At 75.3% G+C, this 20,437-nt stretch carries 19 protein-coding genes; 12 read left to right on the forward strand and 7 right to left on the reverse strand.

Annotated features, from left to right (window positions below; translation table 11 throughout):
• Positions 1-168: 168 nt before the first annotated feature.
• Positions 169-1,485 (forward strand): AAA family ATPase, encoded by a 1,317-nt coding sequence (locus tag ABTZ17_RS02875; RefSeq protein ID WP_352193693.1) that lies wholly within the window; start codon positions 169-171, stop codon positions 1,483-1,485.
• Positions 1,486-1,607: 122 nt separating this feature from the next.
• Complete coding sequence (locus ABTZ17_RS02880) at positions 1,608-2,813, forward strand: vWA domain-containing protein (RefSeq protein ID WP_352193766.1); 1,206 nt, start codon at positions 1,608-1,610, stop codon at positions 2,811-2,813.
• A 134-nt stretch (positions 2,814-2,947) separates the two neighbouring features.
• Here the strand turns inward: ABTZ17_RS02880 and ABTZ17_RS02885 are convergent, their stop codons facing one another.
• A complete protein-coding gene (locus ABTZ17_RS02885) occupies positions 2,948-3,463 on the reverse strand; it encodes a DinB family protein (protein WP_352193694.1) in 516 nt (171 codons plus the stop codon).
• Positions 3,464-3,564: 101 nt separating this feature from the next.
• A complete protein-coding gene (locus ABTZ17_RS02890) occupies positions 3,565-4,119 on the reverse strand; it encodes an RICIN domain-containing protein (protein WP_352193695.1) in 555 nt (184 codons plus the stop codon).
• 220 nt (positions 4,120-4,339) lie between these two features.
• Between ABTZ17_RS02890 and ABTZ17_RS02895 the strand changes: the two genes are divergently transcribed.
• On the forward strand, positions 4,340-6,685 hold the full coding sequence (locus ABTZ17_RS02895) for a TerD family protein (protein ID WP_352193696.1): 2,346 nt from the start codon (positions 4,340-4,342) through the stop codon (positions 6,683-6,685).
• A gap of 172 nt (positions 6,686-6,857) precedes the next feature.
• Positions 6,858-7,817, forward strand: a complete 960-nt coding sequence (locus tag ABTZ17_RS02900; protein WP_352193697.1) for a GlxA family transcriptional regulator — start codon at positions 6,858-6,860, stop codon at positions 7,815-7,817.
• Positions 7,818-7,893: 76 nt separating this feature from the next.
• Here ABTZ17_RS02900 and ABTZ17_RS02905 read toward each other — a convergent pair whose 3' ends face one another.
• The gene (locus ABTZ17_RS02905; protein ID WP_352193698.1) at positions 7,894-9,093 is read right to left on the reverse strand and encodes a Cmx/CmrA family chloramphenicol efflux MFS transporter; all 1,200 of its coding nucleotides are present in this window, start codon (positions 9,091-9,093) and stop codon (positions 7,894-7,896) included.
• Between the two features lie 361 nt (positions 9,094-9,454).
• On the opposite strand from ABTZ17_RS02905, the gene ABTZ17_RS02910 reads away from it, so the two are divergent.
• Both ABTZ17_RS02910 and gap read left to right on the forward strand, forming a co-directional pair.
• A complete protein-coding gene (locus ABTZ17_RS02910; protein ID WP_352193699.1) occupies positions 9,455-10,015 on the forward strand; it encodes a DUF4291 domain-containing protein in 561 nt (186 codons plus the stop codon).
• A gap of 148 nt (positions 10,016-10,163) precedes the next feature.
• Positions 10,164-11,159 carry a type I glyceraldehyde-3-phosphate dehydrogenase gene (gene gap, locus ABTZ17_RS02915; protein ID WP_352193700.1) on the forward strand — a complete coding sequence of 332 codons (996 nt, stop codon included), beginning with the start codon at positions 10,164-10,166 and terminating at the stop codon, positions 11,157-11,159.
• Between the two features lie 105 nt (positions 11,160-11,264).
• On the opposite strand, the gene ABTZ17_RS02920 is transcribed toward gap, so the two are convergent.
• Positions 11,265-12,038, reverse strand: coding sequence for a methyltransferase domain-containing protein (locus tag ABTZ17_RS02920; RefSeq protein ID WP_352193701.1), 774 nt, complete (start codon positions 12,036-12,038; stop codon positions 11,265-11,267).
• Between the two features lie 298 nt (positions 12,039-12,336).
• On the opposite strand from ABTZ17_RS02920, the gene ABTZ17_RS02925 reads away from it, so the two are divergent.
• The 3 genes from ABTZ17_RS02925 (at position 12,337) to ABTZ17_RS02935 (ending at position 14,506) form a co-directional block, all read left to right on the forward strand.
• Complete coding sequence (locus ABTZ17_RS02925; RefSeq protein ID WP_352193702.1) at positions 12,337-12,837, forward strand: GrpB family protein; 501 nt, start codon at positions 12,337-12,339, stop codon at positions 12,835-12,837.
• A 121-nt stretch (positions 12,838-12,958) separates the two neighbouring features.
• Positions 12,959-13,963, forward strand: coding sequence for a magnesium and cobalt transport protein CorA (locus ABTZ17_RS02930; protein ID WP_352193703.1), 1,005 nt, complete (start codon positions 12,959-12,961; stop codon positions 13,961-13,963).
• A gap of 234 nt (positions 13,964-14,197) precedes the next feature.
• Positions 14,198-14,506 (forward strand): STAS domain-containing protein, encoded by a 309-nt coding sequence (locus tag ABTZ17_RS02935; RefSeq protein WP_352193704.1) that lies wholly within the window; start codon positions 14,198-14,200, stop codon positions 14,504-14,506.
• A 38-nt stretch (positions 14,507-14,544) separates the two neighbouring features.
• Here ABTZ17_RS02935 and ABTZ17_RS02940 read toward each other — a convergent pair whose 3' ends face one another.
• The 3 genes from ABTZ17_RS02940 to ABTZ17_RS02950 all read right to left on the reverse strand — a co-directional run bounded on the left by ABTZ17_RS02940 (position 14,545) and on the right by ABTZ17_RS02950 (position 16,970).
• Positions 14,545-15,075, reverse strand: a complete 531-nt coding sequence (locus ABTZ17_RS02940) for an ATP-binding protein (RefSeq protein ID WP_352193705.1) — start codon at positions 15,073-15,075, stop codon at positions 14,545-14,547.
• A gap of 281 nt (positions 15,076-15,356) precedes the next feature.
• Positions 15,357-15,545, reverse strand: a complete 189-nt coding sequence (locus ABTZ17_RS02945; RefSeq protein WP_352193706.1) for a CsbD family protein — start codon at positions 15,543-15,545, stop codon at positions 15,357-15,359.
• A 111-nt stretch (positions 15,546-15,656) separates the two neighbouring features.
• Positions 15,657-16,970: a PA0049 family protein gene (locus ABTZ17_RS02950; RefSeq protein ID WP_352193707.1), complete on the reverse strand. Its 1,314-nt coding sequence runs from the start codon at positions 16,968-16,970 to the stop codon at positions 15,657-15,659.
• A 291-nt stretch (positions 16,971-17,261) separates the two neighbouring features.
• On the opposite strand from ABTZ17_RS02950, the gene ABTZ17_RS02955 reads away from it, so the two are divergent.
• The 3 genes from ABTZ17_RS02955 (at position 17,262) to ABTZ17_RS02965 (ending at position 20,433) form a co-directional block, all read left to right on the forward strand.
• The gene (locus tag ABTZ17_RS02955) at positions 17,262-17,987 is read left to right on the forward strand and encodes a DUF2470 domain-containing protein (protein ID WP_352193708.1); all 726 of its coding nucleotides are present in this window, start codon (positions 17,262-17,264) and stop codon (positions 17,985-17,987) included.
• A 184-nt stretch (positions 17,988-18,171) separates the two neighbouring features.
• Positions 18,172-19,539, forward strand: a complete 1,368-nt coding sequence (locus ABTZ17_RS02960) for a hypothetical protein (protein ID WP_352193709.1) — start codon at positions 18,172-18,174, stop codon at positions 19,537-19,539.
• 144 nt (positions 19,540-19,683) lie between these two features.
• Positions 19,684-20,433: a GNAT family N-acetyltransferase gene (locus ABTZ17_RS02965; protein ID WP_352193710.1), complete on the forward strand. Its 750-nt coding sequence runs from the start codon at positions 19,684-19,686 to the stop codon at positions 20,431-20,433.
• Positions 20,434-20,437: the final 4 nt, after the last annotated feature.

Raw genomic sequence — 20,437 nt, forward strand, 5'->3', positions numbered from 1 at the left:
CGACCCTCGCGTCGGCCCGCCACGAGGCCATGCCGTCATGAAGCCACGAGGCCATGCCGTCATGCCGTCATGCCGACACGCGGCCCGGCCGCGGTCCTCGCCTTACCCTCCCTTTCCTCCGCCCCCATCCCGGACGGTCCGCCGTCCCCGAACCACCAGGTGATACCCATGACTTCCGCCACCCTGCCCGCCGGCCCCCGCACCACCCCGCCCCGCACCCCGGACTCCGTCCCTACCGCCGCCGCGGAACCGGCCCCCCGCTCCGAACTCGCCCTCGCGGGCGACCTGCTCGCCCTGCTCCGTACCACCACCACCGAGCCGCGCCCCGACGAGCAGCTGGAGGCGTTGACCCTGGCCGTCGCGGCCGACCTGCCGGTGCTCCTGTGGGGCGAGCCCGGCATCGGCAAGACCGCCGCGCTCACCCAGCTCGCCGCCTCTCTGGAGCTGCCGCTGACCACCGTCATCGCCAGCGTCCACGAACCCACCGACTTCTCCGGGCTGCCCGTCCTCGGGGAGGACCCCGCCGTCAACGGGGTCCCGATGGCGCCCCCACAGTGGGCCGTGGAGCTGGTGAGGGCCGGCCGGGGCCTGCTCTTCCTGGACGAACTGTCCACCGCCACCCCGGCCGTACAGGCAGCCCTGCTGCGCGTGGTCCTGGAACGCAAGGTCGGGGCGCTGACCCTGCCGCCCGGGGTGCGGATCGTGGCCGCCGCCAACCCGCGCGCGTCCGCCGCGGACGGCTGGGAGCTGAGCCCGCCCCTCGCCAACCGGTTCGTGCACCTGTACTGGGTCCACGACCGGGACGTGGTCGTGCGCGGCCTCGGCGGGGTGTGGCCGCGCGCCGAACTGCCGCGGCTGGACCCGTCGGCCCTGCCGGAGTCCGTGGACTACGCCCGGCGCGCGGTGTGCGGCTTCCTGCACGCCAGGCCGACGCTCATCCACCGACTCCCGACCACCGAGACCCGGCGCGGCGGGGCCTGGCCCTCACCCCGCAGCTGGGAGGCCGCGATGACATTGCTCGCCTTCGGCACGGCCGCGTCCGTCTCCCGGGACGTCCTCGCGCTCCTCGTGCGCGGGGCCGTCGGCGACGGCCCCGGCCTCGAACTCCTCGCCCACATCGACCGGATGGAGCTCCCCGACCCCGACCTCCTGCTCGCCGACCCGGCCGCCGCCGAACTCCCGCAGCGCGGTGATCTCCGCCAGGCCGCCCTGGAAGCCGTGGTCGCCGCCGTCGGCGCCCGCCCCGAACGGGAGCGCTGGGAGGCCGCCTGGGCGGTGCTCGTCCGGGCCATGGAGACGGGCACCCCGGACCTCCTCGTCGGACCCGCCAAGGTGCTGGCCTCCCTGCGGCGCGACGGCTGGGAGGTACCGGAGGCGGTGGAACGGCTCGCCGGCGTCGTCGGCCTCGCCCGGCGCGCGGAGAACTCCGTGGCCCGCACCGCCGCGGCCGCCGGCACCGGCGGTCGGAAGGGGGCCCACCGATGACCGCCGCCCCGCGCGCGTCCGCCCCCCGGCCCCTGCCGCGCCCGATGGCCCCGCCACCGGCACCCCGCCCCGTACGCGTCGACCTCCCCCTCGCGCCCGCCGGGCCGGTGCCGCCCCTCGACCTGGAGAAGCTGTTCGCCGCCCGGTTGTACGCGGCCGAGGTCCGCCCGTACCTCGCGGGCGCCCTGTTCGCCCTGCACCTGGTGGAGGACCGCACGGTCCCCACCATGGCCGTGGACGCGCACTGGCGCTGCTACGTCTCCCCGTCCTTCGTCGCCCGGACCCCCCTGGAGGAACTGGCCGGGGTCTGGGTCCACGAGGTCTCCCACCTGCTCCGCGACCACCACGCCCGCAGCGAGCGCCACGCCCGCGAACACGGTGAGGGCGGACCGGGCAACCGGCAACGGCAGAACATCGCCGCCGACTTCGAGATCAACGACGACATCTACGGCGACGGACTGCCGATGCCCACCGGGGCCGTCCGCCCCGGCATGCTCGGACTGCCCGACGGGCTCCTCATGGAGGAGTACCTGAACCGCTTCTCCATGGCGGGCCGCACCCCGCGCCTGGCCTGGCTGGACTGCGGCAGCGGCGCCGACGGACACGCCCGGCCCTGGGAGCTGGGCCCCGACGGCGCCCACGGCCTCACCCGCCAACAGCGGGACGCCGTCCGCTTCCGGGTGGCCGAGGCCATCACCGGGCGGCCCGGGGACGCCCCCGAAGGGTGGCGGCGGTGGGCCGACGAAGCCTTCCACCCGCCGCAGCCCTGGCGGCAATTGCTCGGCGCGGCGGTCCGCGCCGCCGTCGGAGCGCCGGGCGCCGGCGGCGACCACACCTACCGGCGGCCGTCCCGACGCTCCGCCGCCGTCCCCGGCGCCGTCCTCCCCGGCCTGCGCCGCACCCCGCCCCGGGTGTGCGTCGTCATCGACACCTCCGGGTCCGTCAGCGACGCCGAACTCGGCTCCGCGCTCCTGGAGGTCGCGGCGATCGTCCGCGCCGTCGGCGGGCGACGCGACCTCGTCTCCGTGATCTCCTGCGACGCCGCCGCGGGCATCGCCGTCCCGCTCTGCCGCGCCGAGAGCCTGGAACTGATCGGGGGCGGCGGCACCGACCTGCGCTCCGGCTTCGCCCGCGCGCTGCGCGCCCGGCCCCGCCCCGACGTGATCGTCGCCCTCACCGACGGCCAGACCCCCTGGCCCTCCGAACCGTCCGGCTGCCGCACCGTGGTCGGCCTCTTCCCCCGCCCCGCCCGCCGCGCCGACGAATCCGACCCGCACTACACCCCCGAGGCCCCGCCCCCGTGGACCCGCGTGGTCCTCATCGGCTAGGCCGTCGTTGAAGAGCTTGGACGCCGAGTTGCCACGAACGTCCCGATGGCTCCGCCGCCGAAGCACGCCCGCGTTGCGGTGTACCGCACCGGACAAAGCGCCCCTTCGACCCCGCTCCGCCGGATCGGACGGGCCTAGTAGTACCCCTTCGCCCCGTCGAGCAGCTCCCTCACGATGTCCGCGTGCCCCGCGTGCCGTCCGGTCTCCTCGACGAGGTGGATGAGCATCCAGCGGAGGTTGGCGTTCGCGGAGTGGAAGTCGGGGTGGCGGCCGACGTCGTCCAGGGAGGCCGCGGCCACGATCTCGTTGCTCCGGGCGCACTGGGCCTCGTAGTCGTCGAGCAACCGCTCCAGTGAGATGCCGTCGGTGCGCCAGTCGGCGTTCTCGTCCGTGTCGTCGAAGGACGGGTTCCGTGATGTGTCGCCGCCCAGGAACAGGACTTCGAGCCAGGTGTGCTCGACCCATCGCATGTGGCCGATGAGCCCGGCCATCGTCATGTTCGGCGAGGTCGGGATGACGGAGCGGTGCGCGTCGGCCTCGCTCAGGCCCTCGCATTTCCATCGCAGAATCCGCCGTTGCAGATCCAGCCAGCCGACGAGCGCGGTGCGTTCGTCGGCCCGGAAGGGGGGACGCTCAAGTGAAGGTGACATGTCTGCGGACGTTAGGGCGCCCGGTCTCCTGCTGTCGCCCGATTTTCGGTCCCGGCCGAGCACACCTTCGCCGGCCCTCCGGGACACCCGACCGTGGCCGGTCAGTCGAACAGCCAGTACTGGTTCGGCTGGGTGCCGCAGTCCCACAGCATGACCACCGAGCTGCGGCCCCAGTTGTAGATGTCGGCGCACTGGCCGGGGAAGGCGATGTTCTCCATGCGGCTCGGGCCGGGCAGGGAGTCGATCCTCCACGCCTGGCCCAGCCCGTCGCCGCAGGGGTTCTGGATCAGCTGTTCCGCGCGGCCCAGGGAGCCGTCCACGCACAGTCCGCTCGCGTCACTGCGGATGTTCCAGCCCCCGCTGGTGCCGTTCCATTCGAAGCTCCAGGACTGGTTGTCGCCGCCGTGGCACTGCCACATCTGGATCCAGGGGCCCCGGCCCCAGTCGTAGACGTCCAGACACTTTCCGGCGGCCTCCGGACTGAGGCTGGTGATCGTGGACACCGGGACCGGCTGCGCCCCCGCTCCGCTGCCACCGACCCGGGCTGCCGCGGGCCCGCCGCTCGCGGCGGCCGTTCCCGCGGCCGTTCCGACACAGAGCAGCAGCGCGGCCGCGGCGGCCCCGAGGGTCGATCCGAGGCGCGTGACGAGGTTCATGTGGGGCTCCCGAGGTCGGTCCGGGTCGGTCCCCCCGACGCTAGGGCGCGCCGCGCCCCGTGCCCAGCCCACTACCGGCCGTTCACGATCACGCCCGACACCCCCACCCGGACCGGGAGGAGCCCACGCCCGTACCCGCACCGGGGGCTCCGTACCCCGACCGGGAGGGCCCGGGGAAACCCGGGTGCGGGCCTTCCGACGCTGTTGAGATCATGCCGGGATGGGCCACCCACTCGAACAGATCGTCGTCCGGCACACCCACCGCGTCCCCCTGCCGGCACCCGCCACCACCGCTTCCGATGCCGCCTGCGCGCCCGCCCCGGACGCGCGGGACGAAGGCGCCGCGGCGGTACGGCAGTTCGACATCGCCCTGATGTCCGTGGGCTTCAAGCTCTCCGGGCCGCTGCTGGAGCGCCTGCACCGGCTGCCCGCCGCCGAGGTCACCGCCCTCGCGGACCGTACCCTCGGCACGGTCCGCGAGCTGACCGGCGACCACGTGCGGCACAACGCCTACTTCCGGGACTTCCCCCACGGCGTGCCCGACACCCTCGCGTTCTGGGCGGAGTGCGCCGCCCGCGCCCTCACCGACCCCGACACCCGTGGCGGCGTCCTCGGCCGCTTCCGCGACCGACTCCGCGGCCGCACCGCCGCCCCGGTCCTCGGCGGCACCCTGGACCTGCTCTCCCTCCCCGGCTACGGCACCTACCAGCACACCTACGCGGAACTGCTCGCCGCCCACGAGGAGCTGATCGCCGGAGCGGGCGACCGCACCACCGTGCTGCACCCCGGCGGCACCCCCGAGGAGGAGAGCACCGCCCTCTACCTCGCCCTGGCCGGGTCCGTCACCCCGCTCGGCGAGGAGGGACTGCGGGACCTCGCCGTGCTCGCCGGGCACCACGCCCACGGACCCCGGCCCGAGGCCCTGCCCGTCCGCGAGAACCGGGCCGTCGTCAACCGCGCCCGGCTCACCGCCGGAGCCGACCTCCTCCTCGACACCGTCACCGACGTCCTCCGCCTGGCCTGCGCCCTCTCCGACGGAGACGTCTCCCTCGCCACCCCCACCCGCTTCCGCGCCCCGTCCCGCCCGGTCCGCCGGGCGCTGCTGGCCGGCCTGGACGCCGTGGTCGCCGCCGACCCCGCCCGGCTGGCCGAGGTCACCGCGCACCGCGAGCGGTTCAAGCGGCTCGGGGAACGCCTGCACCCCCACGAGTACCCGCGCTTCCCGCACGCCGCCGACGTGTTCGCCGTCGCCCGCGGCGAGCTGCCGGCGCGGACCCTGGACAGCCGGACCGAGGAACTGTTCGCGGCCGGCGACGCCCCCGGCGCGGCCCGGCTCCTCGCGGCCGCCGCCCCCGGCAAGCTGCTCCGCGACCTGGACCGGCTGCTGCGCGCCGCCCCGGACCCCGCCGCCGCCGAGGCCGTGGTGGCCGCGGCCACCGGCTGCCTCCCCCGGGTGTCCGGCCGGGTCCTGCTCTCCGTACGCGACCACCTGCACGGCCGCGCCGTCACCGGGCCGGTCCCGGGGGCCGTGGCCCCGGTGGACCCCACCCCGGAAAACCCGGCTCCGGACTCGTCCCCGTCCCCGACCCCGCTCCCGCCCGCGCGCCGCGTGTTCGTGAACGGCCGGGGGCGCGCCTGGGTCACCGCCGACACCCGGCCCCCGCTCCGGGCCACCGACCGCCGGACCCTCACGGAGGCGATCGACACGGAGCTCCGCGGCCGCCTGCCCGATCCCGGTCACCTGGTGCTCGACGCGGAGGCCCTCGACCTCGGCCTCCCGCTCAGCGGCAAGGCCACGGCCGCCGGGCTCGGTGTGCTGCCCCGCGGCTCCCGATCCCCCGTGGACGGCGAACTGCTCCGTTTCTTCGTGTACTGGCGGCAGCGCCGTCGGGACACCGACTACGACCTGTCGGCCCTCGTCCTCGACGCCTCCTACGAGACGGTGTCCTGGCTCTCCTACACCGAGCTGAAGGCCCTCGGCGGCGTGCACTCCGGGGACGTCACAGAAGCCCCGCAGGGCGCCTCCGAGTTCATCGACCTCCGCTTGGAGGCCGTCCCCGGCACCGTCATCGTGCCGCAGGTCAACATCTACTCCGGCGAGGGCTTCGACGAGACCGAGGAATCCTTCTTCGGCTACATGACCCGCGACACCGAGCAGCGGGGCCGCCCCTTCGAGGCGCGCACCGTCCGCACGAAGTCCGAACTCCGCGGGCCGGGCCGGGTGGCCCTGCCGCTGGCCTTCCTCCGCGGCGAGGACGGCCGCTGGCACGCGCACTGGCTCCACCTGTACCTCCAGGGCAGCCCGCACGCCAACCGCGTCGAGGAGAACCGGGTGACGGTCTCGGCCCTGGTGCGCAGCCTCGTGGAACGGGACCACCTGACGGTCCGCCACCTCGCCGGGCTGCTGGCCGACCGGGCCCGCACGGTCACGGTCCGCGCACCGGGCGACACCACACCCCTGCCCGAGGTGCCCGTCACCTACATCGGTCCGGCCCGGCCCGAAGGCCTGCACCCGGACTCCCGGATCGTCACCCCGGAAAACCTGCGCGACCTGATCCCGGGCTGACTGCTAGCGTGGGCCCCGGCGAGGCCATGGACGGGCTTCCTTCTCACCTCTTGCACCTAGCCCGCCCGCTTTCCTCGCCGTCCGGCGCCCGGCGGCGTCCTCCTCGGAGGACCCCCGGCGTGGCCGCCGACCTGCGGGTCCGTGTGCCCGGGGCCCCGCATACCCTCGTCTCGTGCCTGATTCCTCTGCTCCGCAACACGTCGCCGTCCTCGTCCTGGAAGGCGCCAAGCCCCTCGACGTGGGGATCCCCGCCCAGGTGTTCACCACCCGGGCGAGCATGCCGTACGAGGTGCGGGTGTGCGGTGCGGAACCCGGCGCCGTGACCGGCGGGGACGGGCTCTCCTACGCCGTGGCGCACGGCCTCGAAGCCCTGGAGTGGGCGGACATCGTGTTCGTCCCCGGCTACCGGCACCCGGACCGGGAGGACCCGCCGCGGGCCGTCGTGGACGCCCTGATCGCCGCGCACGCGCGCGGTGCCCGCCTCGCCGCGATCTCCACCGGTGCCTTCGCCCTCGCCGCCACCGGACTCCTCGACGGCCGCCGGGCCACCACCCACTGGCACTACGCGCGGGCCCTCGCCGCGAAGTGGCCGGAGGTCCGCGTGGACGAGAACGTCCTGTTCGTCGACGAGGGCAGCGTCCTCACCTCCGCCGGCGCCGCCTCCGGCATCGACCTCTGCCTGCACATCCTGCGTCGCGACCACGGGGTGAACGTCTCCAACCACGCCGCCCGCCGGCTCGTGGCCGCCCCCTACCGCAGCGGCGGCCAGGCCCAGTACGTGCCGCGCAGCGTGCCCGAACAGCTCGGTGAACGGTTCGCGGCCACCCGAGAGTGGGCGCTGCGCCGCCTCGACGGGCACCTGACCCTGGACGTCCTCGCCCGGCACGCCGGGGTGTCGGCCCGGACCTTCTCCCGACGGTTCGCCGAGGACACCGGCTACACGCCGATGCAGTGGGTGTTGCGCGCCCGTGTGGACGCGGCCCGTGAACTGCTGGAACGCTCGGAGCGCAGCATGGAACAGATCGCCGCCGACGTGGGCCTGGGCACCGGCGCCAACCTCCGCATGCACTTCCAGCGCATCCTCGACACCACCCCCACCGAATACCGCCGCACCTTCACCCAGGGCACCTGAGCGTTCCGGGGCGGCGGTGTCGGCGACATCGGCGGTCTCGGTGGCGTCGGCGGTCGCGGCGTCGTCGGCCGGCCCGTCAGCGGAGCGGCCTCCCGGACCGGTCGGGCACCAGTGCCGCGCGCAGGGGGAGGGCGAGGAGCACCGCGAGGGCGGCCAGGGACCCGCTGGCCCACAGCGGCCCGAGGGGCCCGGCGGCGGTGTCGAGGGCGACACCGCCGAGGACCGGTCCCGCGACGGCCCCGATGTTGAGCGCGGCGGTCGCGGTCGCGCCGGCGAGGGTCGGGGCCCCGGCCGCCCGGTGGAGGATCCGGGTGATCAGGGTGCCGCCCACCGCGAAGGACAGGGCCCCCTGCGCGGTCACGAGCAGGAGCAGCGGGGCCGGTCGGTCGGCCAGCAGGGCGAGCGCCGCCCAACCGACCGGCAGCAGCGGGCCGCCGAGGCCGAGGACGAGACCGGGACGCCGGTCGGAGAGCCGTCCCGCCGCGCTGACACCGAGGAACGAGCCGACGCCGAAGAGCATCAGGGTGACGGGTACCCACGACGCGGGGAGCCCCGCGGTTCCGGTCACGACCGGGGCGAGGAAGGTGAGCCCCGCGAAGGTCCCCGCGTTGACCAGGGCGGTGAGCAGGACGATCAGGAGCACGGGCGCCTGCCCGAGGCGGGACAGCTCCGCCCGCAGCGGGAGCCGGAAGGCGGCCCGCTCCGTCCCGCCGGATCCGCCGGCCGGCCCGCGGTGCTTCGGGAGACAGGTCATGATGCCGAGGGCCGCGGGCAGGCAGGCCAGGGCCACGGCCCAGAACGCGGCCCGCCAACCGAGCTGTTGACCGAGCAGGGAGCCGCCGGGGACGCCGGCGACCATGGCCGCCGTGGTCCCCGACAGCAGGACGCCGATGGCCCGGCCCGTGCGGTCGGCGGGCACGAGGGCCGCCGCGGTGGTCAGGGCGAGGGCGAGGAACCCGGCGTTCGCGAACGCCGCGACCACGCGGGCCGCGAAGAGGACGGGGAACCGCGTCGTCGTCGCGGCCAGGGCGTGGGCCGCCAGGAACACGAGGACGAAGCCGAGCAGTCCGGACCGCCCGGACCGGTCGCGGACGAGCACCGCCATGAGCGGTGCCCCGACGACCATGCCGATGGCGTAGGCCGAGGTGAGCGTGCCCGCCGTCGCGACGGTGACGCCGAGGTCGGCGGCGAGGGCCGGGAGGAGGCCGGCGAGCATGAACTCCGAGGTGCCCATGGCGAACACCGCCAGGGCGAGGACGTACAGGGGGAGGGGCATCGAGAAGCTCCGAGGGGCGAGACACGGGAGGGTGGTCGTCTCGTCACCACGGCCGGCCCGCGCCGCACCCGCCGGACCGCGCGGGGCGGTGCGACGGCGTGGGCTTCAGCGGATCACTGCTTCAACGGATCACCGGTTCAAGGGGTCACCGGTTCAGCGGATCACTGGTTCAGGGGGCCGGCGGCGTGACCGCGGGCCCCCACCCTGTCCGATTCGGGGCTCGACATGTCCCGCACGCTACCCGGCCCTTGCCCGCGCGGTCACCCCGATTTCCTCACCCGGGCCCTGGGCGACGCGGAGCCCGGAGGCGGCGCGGAAAAGGGTTCGTCGGGGTGGTGGGGGTGCCGGCAGGGTGCCGGGCATGACGCCGCAGCACCAGATACGCGCCGATCACGACGCCCGCACGATCGTGGTCTACCAGGCCTATTCGCCCGCGATCGCCGACGCGGCCCTCCGGGCCGGGCGGTTCGTGGAGCCGTTCTCGTTCCACCGGATGACCTGGATCAAGCCGTCGTTCCTGTGGCTGATGCACCGCAGCAACTGGGCGGGCAAACCCGGGCAGGAGCGGATCCTCGCGGTGCGGATCACCCGGGAGGGCTGGGAGGAGGCCCTGTCCCGGGCCGTCCTCACCACCGGCGATCCGGCGGCCCTGGCGCGCGCGGAGGCGCACGTCCAGTGGGATCCGGAGCGTTCGCCGCGCGGGGCCGCGCTGAACCACTACAGCATCCAGGTCGGCATCGGCCGCGGGCTGATCCGCACCCTCGCCGAGGAGTGGACCGTCGGCCTCACGGACCTGACCCCGCGGGTCCGCAAGGCCGCGGCCCTGGTCCGGGCGGGCCAAGCGGCCAAGGCGCAGCGGTTGTTCCCGCCGGAGCGGGTGTACCCGCTGCCGGGGCCGCTCCAGGACGCCCTGTTCCGTTGACCGGGCGGGCCCGCCCCGCCGCGGTTGGCGGGTACTGCCGGGGCGGGTCGGGCGGGGTTGGCACGATCCTTTCGAACCGTGGCGATCCCGCCCCTGTGGGGGGCGGTCAGGGGGAGCGATGCTGGTGACGACCCCGAAAGGACACCTCATGACGCGCATCGCCATCAACGGATTCGGCCGCATCGGACGCAACGTTCTCCGCGCCCTGCTGGAGCGAGGGACCGACCTCGAGGTCGTCGCCATCAACGACCTCACCGAGCCCAAGGCCCTCGCCCGGCTCCTCGCCTTCGACACGACCTCCGGCCGCCTCGGCCGCCCGGTGAGCGTGGAGGGCGACGTACTCGTCGTCGACGGCCGCCGCATCAAGGTCCTCGCCGAGCGCGAGCCGGCCCAGCTGCCCTGGGCCGAGCTGGGCGTGGACATCGTCCTGGAGGCCACCGGCCGCTTCACCTCCGCCAAGGCGGCCCGCGCGCACATCGACGCGGGTGCCAAGCGGGTCCTCGTCAGCGCCCCGGCCGACGGCGCCGACGTCACCCTGGCCTACGGCGTGAACACCGACGCCTACGACCCGGACGTGCACACCATCGTCTCGAACGCGTCCTGCACGACCAACGCCCTCGCGCCGCTGGCCTCCGTGCTGCACGACCTCGCGGGCATCGAGCACGGCTTCATGACCACCGTGCACGCGTACACCCAGGAGCAGAACCTCCAGGACGGTCCGCACCGCGACCCGCGCCGCGCCCGCGCCGCCGGCGTCAACATCGTGCCGACCAGCACCGGTGCCGCCAAGGCCATCGGCCTGGTCCTGCCGAGCCTGGACGGCAAGCTGTCCGGTGACTCGATCCGGGTGCCCGTCCCGGTCGGTTCGATCGTCGAGCTCAACACCACCGTCGCCCGCGACGTGACCCGCGAGGAGGTCCTCGCGGCCTACCGCACCGCCGCCGAGGGCCCGCTGGCCGGCGTGCTGGAGTACTCGGAGGACCCGCTGGTGTCGGCCGACATCACCGGCAACCCGGCCTCCTCGATCTTCGACTCGGAGCTGACCCGCGTCGAGGGCCGTCACATCAAGGTCGTCGCCTGGTACGACAACGAGTGGGGCTTCTCGAACCGCGTCATCGACACCCTGCAGCTCCTCGCCGGCTGAGCCCCGCCCGGCGCAGGGGTCCGACGGGTCCGGCGCGCGACTCCCGACACGGGGGTCGCGCGCCCGCCCGTCTCCGGGCCGCGTCAGGCCGGTCCCGGCGCCGCCTCAGGCCCGCTTCTCGAAGACCAGCACCTCGGTGGTGGCCACGCCCAGCGGGGCGGTGAACGCCGCCTCCAGCCGGCAGCCCAGGCTCTCGAAGAGGTCGGTGCAGGCCCGGCGCGGCATCGCGGCGGGGAAGGAGCCGTGGCCCTCGCCGCCCTTGGTGGCCCAGGTCTCCACCGTGGTCGGGTCGAGGCAGTTCTCCGTCAGGACGTCGAAGACGATCCGGCCGCCGGGCCGGGTCACGCGCGCCATCTCGAAGAAGTAGCGGACGGCGCACAGGAAGGTCACCGTGTTGAAGACCTTGTGCGCCTGCACGAGGTCGACGCTGCCGTCCGGGGTCGGGGCGAGGCTGCTGCCGGCGGCCGGCAGGGCCACCACCCCGAAGTTCTCCACGAGGTGCGCGGCCCAGGGCGCCGCCGTCTCGTAGATCTCGTACCGGTCCGGGGAGCACTCCTTGAGGGTCTTCTCCAGGTAGCGCCCGGATCCGGGGCCGATCTCCAGCACGGTCCGCGGATCGTGCGCGTAGACGCCGACGCGGCGCAGTTCGTCGATGGTGCCGAGGGTGGCGCCGGGGGTGCCGTTCACGACCTCGTCGAGGTAGTCGCCGACGGACAGCCCGGCCTTGCGCGCCGCCCGGAGCGTGGGCTCGTAGGGCAGGAAGTCGTCGACGCCGCCGAGGTTGTCGGTGCTGCGCACGATGTCGAAACCGGTGCGGGCCAGGAGGCGCCTGACCCCCGCCTTCCAGCCCGCTCGCCCGCTGTCCGCCCCTGCCGCCATCCGGTCCACCCCCGGTCGTCCCGCCCTTGGTTCCGGCCACCCTACGACCCGCGGACGCCCGCCGGGCGGGGAATGCCGGACCCGGTCGGGGGCCGCCCGCCGCACCCGGCCCGACGGCCCCCCGCGCGCCGGGACGGCCCGCGCCGCGGTCCCGCCGGTGAGCGGGTGGAGCACCCCGCGTCCGCGCCGCCCCGGCCCGCCCGCCGGCCTCCGGGTGGGCGGCCCTGAGGTGCGAATCCCCGCATGGCGATCACCGTGGTGCCCTACTCCGCAGACTGGCCGGTTCGACTTCGCGCGCGTGGCGGGCACGCTCCGGGCGGCGTTGCGGTCCGTCCCGGAGGCCGACGTGCAGCACGTGGGTTCGACCTCGGTGCCCGGCCTCGCGGCCAAGCCCGTCCTCGACGTGGACGTGATCGTGCCGGCGGCGCGGGTGCCCGCGGCCGTGGCGGCGCTGGAGTCCTCGGGCTACGTCCACCGGGGGGACCTCGGCGTGTCCGGCCGGGAGGCGTTCACGGCTCCCGACCAGGACCCGCCCCGGCACGTGTACGTCTGCGCGCGCGGCGCCGTGCACGTCCGCAACCACCTTGCCGTCCCCGAGGTCCTGCGCCGCCGGGCCGACCTCCGCGAGGAGTACGCCGCCGTGAAACCGGCCCTCGCCGCCGACCCCGACATGGACGTCGACCGCTACCTGGCGGGCAAGTCCGCCATCCTCGGCAAGGTCCTGGAAGCGGCCGGCCCCGAGGTCTTCACCCCGGCCGAGCTCCGCGCGACCAGAAGCCTCAACGACCCCACCGGCTGAGCCCGTTCCCCGCCCCACCGGCCGGCCGGCCGTTCGTGGGAGCGGCGGCCCGGAGGCGCCCGCCGCCCGGGTGCGGCGCGTTCCCGTGCATGAATCCGGGCCGGCGAGGCATGCGCGGGGGATGGAATGCGTCATCTACGAACGGGAGTCCGGCCGGTCCGAGCACGTGGAGTGCGAGCTGTCCGAGGACACCTGCGAACCGGTCCTGAAGCGGCTGCGCGACCTGGCCGAGGACGAGTTCGCCTGGGTCCGGCTGGTGGACCCGGCGGAGGAGGAACTGGCCCGGCTCGCGGCGGACCTGGAGCTGCACCCGCTCGCCGTCGAGGACGCCCTGCACGGCCGGCAGCGCCCGAAGAGCGAACACTTCGGGGAGGTCGTGGCCGTGGCCCTGAAGACCCTGAGGTACGTGGCCGACGATCCGGCGGGCCCGGCGGTCGAGACCGGCGACCTCATGGTCTTCACCGGCCCCCGCAGCGTGCTCACCGTCCGCCACGGCGCCATCGACCCGTGCGCCGAGGCGGCCCGGCGCCTGGCCGGGGATCCCGGCATGCTGCGCTTCGGCCCGCCCTCGGTTCTGCACGCCGTCCTGGACGTGGCGGTCGACGCCTACGGCGACGCCGCGCGGAGGGTCCGCGGCACACTCAACCGGCTGGAGGACGCGGTGTTCTCGACCTCCAGGGTGGACCACACCCAGCGCATCTACTCCCTGAAACGGGAGGTCCGCGAGTTCCGCGACGCGGTGCTGCCCCTGGTCCCCGTGGTCGGGGACCTCCTCGACGGCCCGGCCGGGAAGCGGCCCGATCCGGACGTCCTCCCGTACCTCCGGGACGTGGCCGACCACCTGCACCGTACGGGCACCGAGGTGCGGACCCTGGACGAGCTGCTCGATTCCGTGCTCGGCGCCCAACAGGCGAGGGTCGGCACCTGGCAGAACGACGACATGCGCCGCATCTCCGCCTGGGCGGCGATCTTCGCGGTCCCGACGATGATCGCCGGCGTGTACGGGATGAACTTCGAGCACATGCCGGAACTCGCCTGGACCTACGGCTACCCGCTGGCCGTCCTCCTCATGGTGCTCGCGGCGGGGGCCCTCTACCGGGCGTTCCGCCGCAACGGCTGGCTGTAGCCGGGGTCTTGTCGCCCCCGCCCGCCCCCGCCCCCGCCTGCCCCCGCGCCGGTCCCGCCCCGGCTCCGCCCCGGTCCCGGGCCCTCGGATGCCCGGACGGTTGCCGCGGTGGGCCCGCCCCGGTGTCCTCCCGGGCCGGTTGCCGCTACGGTCGCGGTGTGCGGTGCGCACGTACGTCCGGTGGATGTCCGGTGGCCGTACGGTGAGGGTGCCCGCGGGCGGGAGTGAGGGTTGATGGAGTCGCCGAGGGTCACGGTGCGCACGGACGCGACCGAGGGTCGCGTGGTCGTGTGCCGGGGTGAGTTCGACCTGGACACCGTCGCCGTCCTGGGGACGACCTGCGAGCGGGAGGCCCGGCCCGTCCGGGGCCTGGCGCTGGACGTGTCCGGGGTCGGTTTCGCGGACTCCTCGTTCCTGAACGTGCTGGTGAAGTGGCGGCGCAGGGGCCCGGTGGTGCTCCTCGGGCCGTTGCCGTCCCAGCTGCGCGGACTGCTCGAACTGACCGACACGCTGCCGCTGTTCGAGGTCCGGACGCCCGGCTGACATCCGGGGCGGCACTCGTCGGTTCAGGATCCGTAGGTTCAGGAGCCGTCGGCCGTACCGGACGCTCCGCCGCCCAGACCCGCCCCCGCGCCCCCGAGCTCCGCGCCGTCCACCGCGACGGCCCCCGGTTCGACGCTACCGAGTTCGAAGCTCCCGAGCGCGGAATCGGCTTCCTCACGGGGGCCGGTCGTGAGGGTGGCGGCGATGGTCTTGCCCCCGTCGGTGGGGCGGATGGTGACCTCGGCGAGGCGGTTGACGAGCATCCAACCGAAGCCGCCCGGCTCGGACGGGGCCCAGGGCTGCGCCTCGGGCGGCTTGGGGGAGGCGTCGGAGACCTCGACGAGCACGGTGCCCGGCACCGGCGCGGTGATACTGAAGCCGGTCACGCCCCCGGCGTGCCGGTGCGCGTTGGAGGTCAGCTCGCCGACCACCGTCAGGATGTCCCCCGCCCGCTGGGGCTCCACCCGGAGCCGTTCCAGCAGTTCGCGCGCCCGCTCGCGGGCCTGGCCGCAGCTGACACCCGCGCCCGGAACGGCGGATGTGCCGTCCCGCGAGCCACTGCCTCCCATGACCGCCCCTCACCCGGCGCGCGGCCGGGGCGAAACTCCCTGCCCCGCTGACGGACCCGGCCCGCTGTCGCTTTAGCTGTCGTAGGGCGGCATTCTAGCCGTGGCCCGCCGGAGGCCCCCGGGTTTCGCCCGCACGGGCACGACGCCGGGCCCCGGTCGCAGGGGATACGACCGGAGCCCGGCTGGTCATGAGGGGTGCGCGCCCGCGCGCCACGGGCCTTGCCCGTGTCTGTGTTCCACCGCGTGCCGACGGCGTGCCGACAGCCGCCGGCGGCGGCGTCCTAGCGGCGCCGGAAGGCGTCCTTCAGGGTGTCCTTGGCGCCTTCCTTGGTCTGCCGCGCGTCGCCCTTGGTCTGCTCGGCGCGGCCCTCGGCGGTCAGCCGCTCGTTGCCGGCGGCCCGACCCAGGGCCTCCTTCGCCTTGCCCATGGCCTGCTCGGCGAGCGCCTTGCCCTTCTCCGTACCCGACATCGGGGACCTCCTCGTGTAGTACCGGCTTGGTCGTATCCGCTCGTATGCTCCCGGTTCCGGGACCCAAACGTCCCGGCGGAGATCCGATCGTGTCCGGGGGAGAACCCGAGGTCAGCGTCCCGCCGCGGCCGCCCCGTCGGTACCGCCCGGGGCCGGGACCCCGTGCCGCAGGATGTCCCGGACCTGGTCCCCGATGGCGAGGACGTTCCCCTCGAACTCGGGGCCGGTCAGGACCGCCGGGTCGGCCGGCAGCCCGGTGAGGACCGGGGTGTGCAGGTGTCCGCCCGGCAGGGCGCGGCCCCGTTCGAGGCGGAGCCGGTTGGAGCGGTAGGCGACCTCGTTGGAGAGGTAGCCCCCGCCGCCGCCCGCCACGGCCCGCGAGCCCGGGGTCGGCCCGTCCGACCGGTCCACCGGAGCGGTGCCGCCCGCCGGGATCTCCGTGACGGCGGTGTTGAGACGGACCGGGAACGGCGTCTGCACGGCGGTCATCGCCCCGTCGGGCAGGGTGCTCCGGATGAACTCCGCGCCCGCGCCGAGCCCGGGGGCCGTCACCGGGTTCTGCCGCGTACCGCCCGACAGCGCGCCCGCGTTGTCCGGGTAGGGGTCCGCGGACCGGGACCGCCCCGCCCACGCCTCCAGGGTGAACAGCCCTGGATAGCCCTGGCTGATGCTCGTGACGGAGTGCGCGCTCCGCGGCCCGGGCGCCAGCCTCGGACCGTACGCCCGTTCCACGATGCCCGCGTCGAAGTCGGCGTACCGGACGGGCAGGACCACCGCGCGGAACTCGGCGACCGTTCCGTCCGCCATGGTCAGGCGCTTGCCGTTGAGGCGGAGCACCGCCGAGCCGGACGGATTGCCGCGGCGCGGCTCGGCGTCCAGCCCGAACGGGTCGAAGCCGCTCACGAACACCCGCCGCACGCCCGGCGTCCCGCGGAACTCGTTCGCGACCAGCCCGCGCGAGGCGTCCTCGAAGCGGGCCCGCAGCGCGGCACGGTCCACGGGGAACCCGGGCCGCCACTGGTCCAGCCGCACCGTCATGGCCAACCGCGCCCAGTACAGCGGCCGGTCGTCGGCGGCGGGCAGGTCACCACCGGGCCGCAGGCCCTGCGCCCGGTCCACGGCCGCCTGCCACAGGGCGGTGCCCCAGGCGTCGAGCAGCCGCTCGGCCCCGGCGCGGTCGCGGGCGGTGCACAAGGCGGCGGGGAAGCGCCGTACGAACGCGTCGAGTCCGGCGCGCTCGGTCAGGGCCGCGGTGCGCGGATCGTCCAACCGGGCCTGCTCCCGGTCGCGCGGGGCCGCCGGGTCGGTCCGACAGGGGGCGCCGACGGCGGATCCGGGCGCGGCGTGGGCGGGGAGCGGGGTCAGGAGGGCGCCGAAGGCGCCGATGAGGGCGGCGGCGAGGGCCGCGCGACGTAAACGCTTCATGACGTGTGACATTACGGAGCGCTCTCGGGCCCCCGCGACAGCGGAACAGGCCCCCTCACCCACCCTGTTCAGGCCGCCCGTCGGCCCGGCGCCGCCTTCTCGTGCGCCGACTCTCCGGCCCCCGCGTCGCCCTCCGGTGACGGTCGGGCGGCGTTCCGGTGGCGGGTAGGGGGTGGGATCTCGGCCGGAAGGGGGGAGGCGTGCTGTTCCTCGGAGCCCCGGATAGGTTAGGTTAGGCATGCCTAAGTTAAACGGATCCGATCCGTAGCCCTGCCGACCCCGGAGCACCCCATGAGCCTGCGCACCGCCCCAGCCACGCAGCCGACCCCCGCCGAGCGGATGCTCACGATCGTCACGGCGGCCCACTCCATGACCGTCGTCGCCGACGGCCGCCCCCACGAGATCCGCCGCCTGGACTCCTCGGCCGCCATGGGCCGCCTCCACCTCCACGATCCGGGACAGCCCTCCGGTGCCTGCCCGGCCGGCTCCGTGGACGGCGCGGCGGGCCACCGCGTGCCGATGCGCGTGGAGTTCACCGACATCGCCCCCACCTCCGTGCGTGACCGGGTCCGCGGCAGGGTGACCCTCACGGGGCTGGTCGCCGCCCCCTACGACCCGGAGAGCACCGACAGCGCCTGCCTGGAGCTCGGCCAGGCCGTCTACGAGGACGCGGAGGGCCGGACCCACGTCACGCTCGACGAGCTGAACGCGGTGGAGCCCGACCCGATGGCCGGTTCCGAGGCGGCCATGCTCCACCACCTCGTCACCGACCACGCCGACCTGGTCACCCTGCTGCTGCGGCTCGTTCCCTCGCACCTCAAGCACGGCCTGACCCGTGCCCTCCCGCTCGCGATCGACCGGTACGGCATCACGCTGCGCCTGGAGCACCCGACCGGCGGCCACACCACCCGCCTCCCCTTCGCCAAGCCCCTCACGCACACCGACCAGGCGGGCACCCGCATCCACGCCCTCATGGCCGCCGCCCGCCGGGCCTCCCACAGCCACCTCGGCGTCTGAACGGCCGCCGCCCCGCCCCCGGGTGACCCACCGCCGGGGACGAGTGGGCGGATGAACGTGCGGGGATGACGGGCACGTGGATGACGCGCGGGCGGGTCCCGTGCATCCGCGCGTTCCGGACGACCTGAACCAAGCTGTGAGGCAGCTGGACGACCGGTCATCCGAAGGGGCACGTGCACAGGACATGAACAGGACCCGCCTGACCGAGGTGTTCACCCACCGGGCCCACGGCCTGACCGGGGCCGTGGTGGCCTCGCGGTTCGCGCATCCGGTGCGCGGTCCGGTCGCCTGCCCGGCCGCCCCGCTGCTGGGCGCGTGGTTAGCCGACCGGCTCCCCGGGGTCCGGTACGCCGACCTGATCGCGCACCCGGGCCTGCTCGCGGGCCCGGGTCCGCTCGTGCCGGACCGGCTCGCGTCGGGCCTCCGGAAGCCGGTCGGCGAGGACCGCGAGGCCGAGGCCGGCCGGATCCTGGCCGCGGTCACCTACCTCGACGGAACGGCCGCCCTCGGCCTCGCCGTCGCGACCGGTGACCCCGGCGCCGCCCGGCTGGCCCGGGAGGCGGTGGCCGTGTGGTCGCGGGCCATGCGGACGCGTCGCGTCTTCCTCCCGACCGCGTCCGTGCCCTGCGGCGCGCGCCCGACCGTGGCCCCGGTACCCGCGTCCCGCACCGGCACCGCCATCGGAGCCGGTGCGGGGGCCGGGGCCACGCCCGTGACTCCCCCCGGAGCGGAGGGGGAGTGCGGGGCGGACCGACCGCCCTGCCCCGCGAGCCGGCTCGCCGAGCGCGCGGTCCGCGCCTTCCACGCGCGCGGGGACACCGTCGTGATGGTCGGGGACGCCCACCCGGGGGACCGGCGGGAAGAAGCGCGGGGAGGGGAACCAGGAGGACCGGGGAAGGGCCGGGGGCCGGCCGCCGATCCGACGGTCCCGGGTCGCGGCCCCACGGTGCGCGTCGGCACCCCCGAGGAGGCCGGGGCGCTCCCGGAACTGGACGGCTCCCGGCTCTCGTACGTGGTCCGGCCGTGCGCGCCCGTCGAGGAGGCGGTCCGGGTGGTCGCGCGGTTGCGGGAGCTGTTCCCGCTGCTGCGCGGACAGCACCCCGAGGAGTGGTGCTACCGGGCCTCCGACGCCGCCGAGGCGATCCGGTCCGCGGCGGCGGCCAGCGATCTCGTGGTCCTCCTCGGCGCCTCCCGGGGGACGGCGGAGCCCGCTGTACGGTCGGGTGGGGGAGCGGTGGTGCGGCTGTCCTCCCTCGCCGACCTCCGGCCCGAACTCCTCGCGCCGGCGGCGACGGTGACCGTGGTGGAAGCGCCCGAGGGGCCGGCCGCGGGCGGGCCTACCGCCACCGGACTGGCCCGGGCCCTCTCCGGCCTCGGCCCCGTCGGCATCGTCCGCCGCACCGTCACCACCAGACCCGAACCGGCCTTCCCCATGCGACCCGAACCGGCTTTCCCCGAACCGTCCGTGGGCCCCTTCGCCGCCGCGGGCCCGCTCGCCGTGGCGTCCGTGTTCCCGCGCAGCGCCGACGAGCCGGTCGACGCGGTCGACTAGCATGCGCGGGGCACCGGCACCCCGCCGGTCACCTGACCGAACCGCCACACACCGGCACACCCGGATACCCCGGCACGCCCCGGACGCGGCGACATACGGACACGGACACACACGGACACGCGGACACACGGACAGGCAGGCACCATGACGTCCCCCGAAGAGCAGCGCCGGACCCTCACCGGCCCCGGGGGAGAGGCCGTACTGACCTACGTGCGGGACACCCGGGACGGCCGCCCCTGGGCGGACCTCGCCGAGCCGCTGGTGCCCGACCCCGTCCCCGCCGTGCTCGACGCCTTCTCCGGATGGGCGTTCTCGGGGCCGGTGGACCTGGGCGAGCGCCTGCTGAGGCACGGCGCCCGCCCGCTCCGCCACGCCCACACCATGTCCCTCGACCTGACCGCCGCCGCCCCGCTTCCGGCGGCCTGGCGGGACGCCGCCCTGCCCGGCGGACTGCGCCGCACCGCCTGTGACCGTCCGGCCGCCGAACTGCTCCCGGCCTACCGCGCCGCCTTCTCGGCCGAGCACCCGGACCACGAGCCGGTGACCGACCGACACCTCCTCGACCACCGCCTGCTGCCGCTGCTCGACGGGACCGCCCTGGGTCCGGTCCTGCCGTGCAGCGCGTTGGCCGTCGACGGCGCCGGCCGACCCGCGGCCGGGATCATCGTCGCCGACCGGGACGGACTGCCGTGGGTCGCGAGCGTCTTCCGCGATCCGGACCCCCGGTACGCCGGCGCCGGTGCCGCACTCATGCGGCACGCCCTGACCGAGGCGGCGGCCGGCGGGGCCACGGAGGTCGGCCTCGCCGTCACGGAGGCCAACCCGGCCCGAGCGCTGTACGAGAAGCTCGGGTTCGTGGTGCTGCGGACCTCCCTGACCGTGCTCGTTCCCTGAGCCG

Source organism: Streptomyces sp. NPDC097619 (assembly GCF_040302735.1).
In the GTDB taxonomy this organism is placed as follows: Bacteria; Actinomycetota; Actinomycetes; order Streptomycetales; family Streptomycetaceae; genus Streptomyces.

Bases quoted from the DNA above. Each gene is read 5' to 3' on its own strand.
- ABTZ17_RS02875 (WP_352193693.1), top strand. From the start codon at position 169: ATGACTTCCGCCACCCTGCCCGCCGGCCCCCGCACCACCCCGCCCCGC.
- ABTZ17_RS02945 (WP_352193706.1), bottom strand. From the start codon at position 15,545: ATGTCGGGTACGGAGAAGGGCAAGGCGCTCGCCGAGCAGGCCATGGGC.
- ABTZ17_RS02950 (WP_352193707.1), bottom strand. From the start codon at position 16,970: ATGAAGCGTTTACGTCGCGCGGCCCTCGCCGCCGCCCTCATCGGCGCC.
- ABTZ17_RS02895 (WP_352193696.1), top strand. From the start codon at position 4,340: ATGGGCCACCCACTCGAACAGATCGTCGTCCGGCACACCCACCGCGTC.
- ABTZ17_RS02910 (WP_352193699.1), top strand. From the start codon at position 9,455: ATGACGCCGCAGCACCAGATACGCGCCGATCACGACGCCCGCACGATC.
- gap (WP_352193700.1), top strand. From the start codon at position 10,164: ATGACGCGCATCGCCATCAACGGATTCGGCCGCATCGGACGCAACGTT.
- ABTZ17_RS02940 (WP_352193705.1), bottom strand. From the start codon at position 15,075: ATGGGAGGCAGTGGCTCGCGGGACGGCACATCCGCCGTTCCGGGCGCG.
- ABTZ17_RS02905 (WP_352193698.1), bottom strand. From the start codon at position 9,093: ATGCCCCTCCCCCTGTACGTCCTCGCCCTGGCGGTGTTCGCCATGGGC.
- ABTZ17_RS02960 (WP_352193709.1), top strand. From the start codon at position 18,172: ATGAACAGGACCCGCCTGACCGAGGTGTTCACCCACCGGGCCCACGGC.
- ABTZ17_RS02935 (WP_352193704.1), top strand. From the start codon at position 14,198: ATGGAGTCGCCGAGGGTCACGGTGCGCACGGACGCGACCGAGGGTCGC.
- ABTZ17_RS02930 (WP_352193703.1), top strand. From the start codon at position 12,959: ATGGAATGCGTCATCTACGAACGGGAGTCCGGCCGGTCCGAGCACGTG.
- ABTZ17_RS02920 (WP_352193701.1), bottom strand. From the start codon at position 12,038: ATGGCGGCAGGGGCGGACAGCGGGCGAGCGGGCTGGAAGGCGGGGGTC.
- ABTZ17_RS02885 (WP_352193694.1), bottom strand. From the start codon at position 3,463: ATGTCACCTTCACTTGAGCGTCCCCCCTTCCGGGCCGACGAACGCACC.
- ABTZ17_RS02890 (WP_352193695.1), bottom strand. From the start codon at position 4,119: ATGAACCTCGTCACGCGCCTCGGATCGACCCTCGGGGCCGCCGCGGCC.
- ABTZ17_RS02965 (WP_352193710.1), top strand. From the start codon at position 19,684: ATGACGTCCCCCGAAGAGCAGCGCCGGACCCTCACCGGCCCCGGGGGA.
- ABTZ17_RS02955 (WP_352193708.1), top strand. From the start codon at position 17,262: ATGAGCCTGCGCACCGCCCCAGCCACGCAGCCGACCCCCGCCGAGCGG.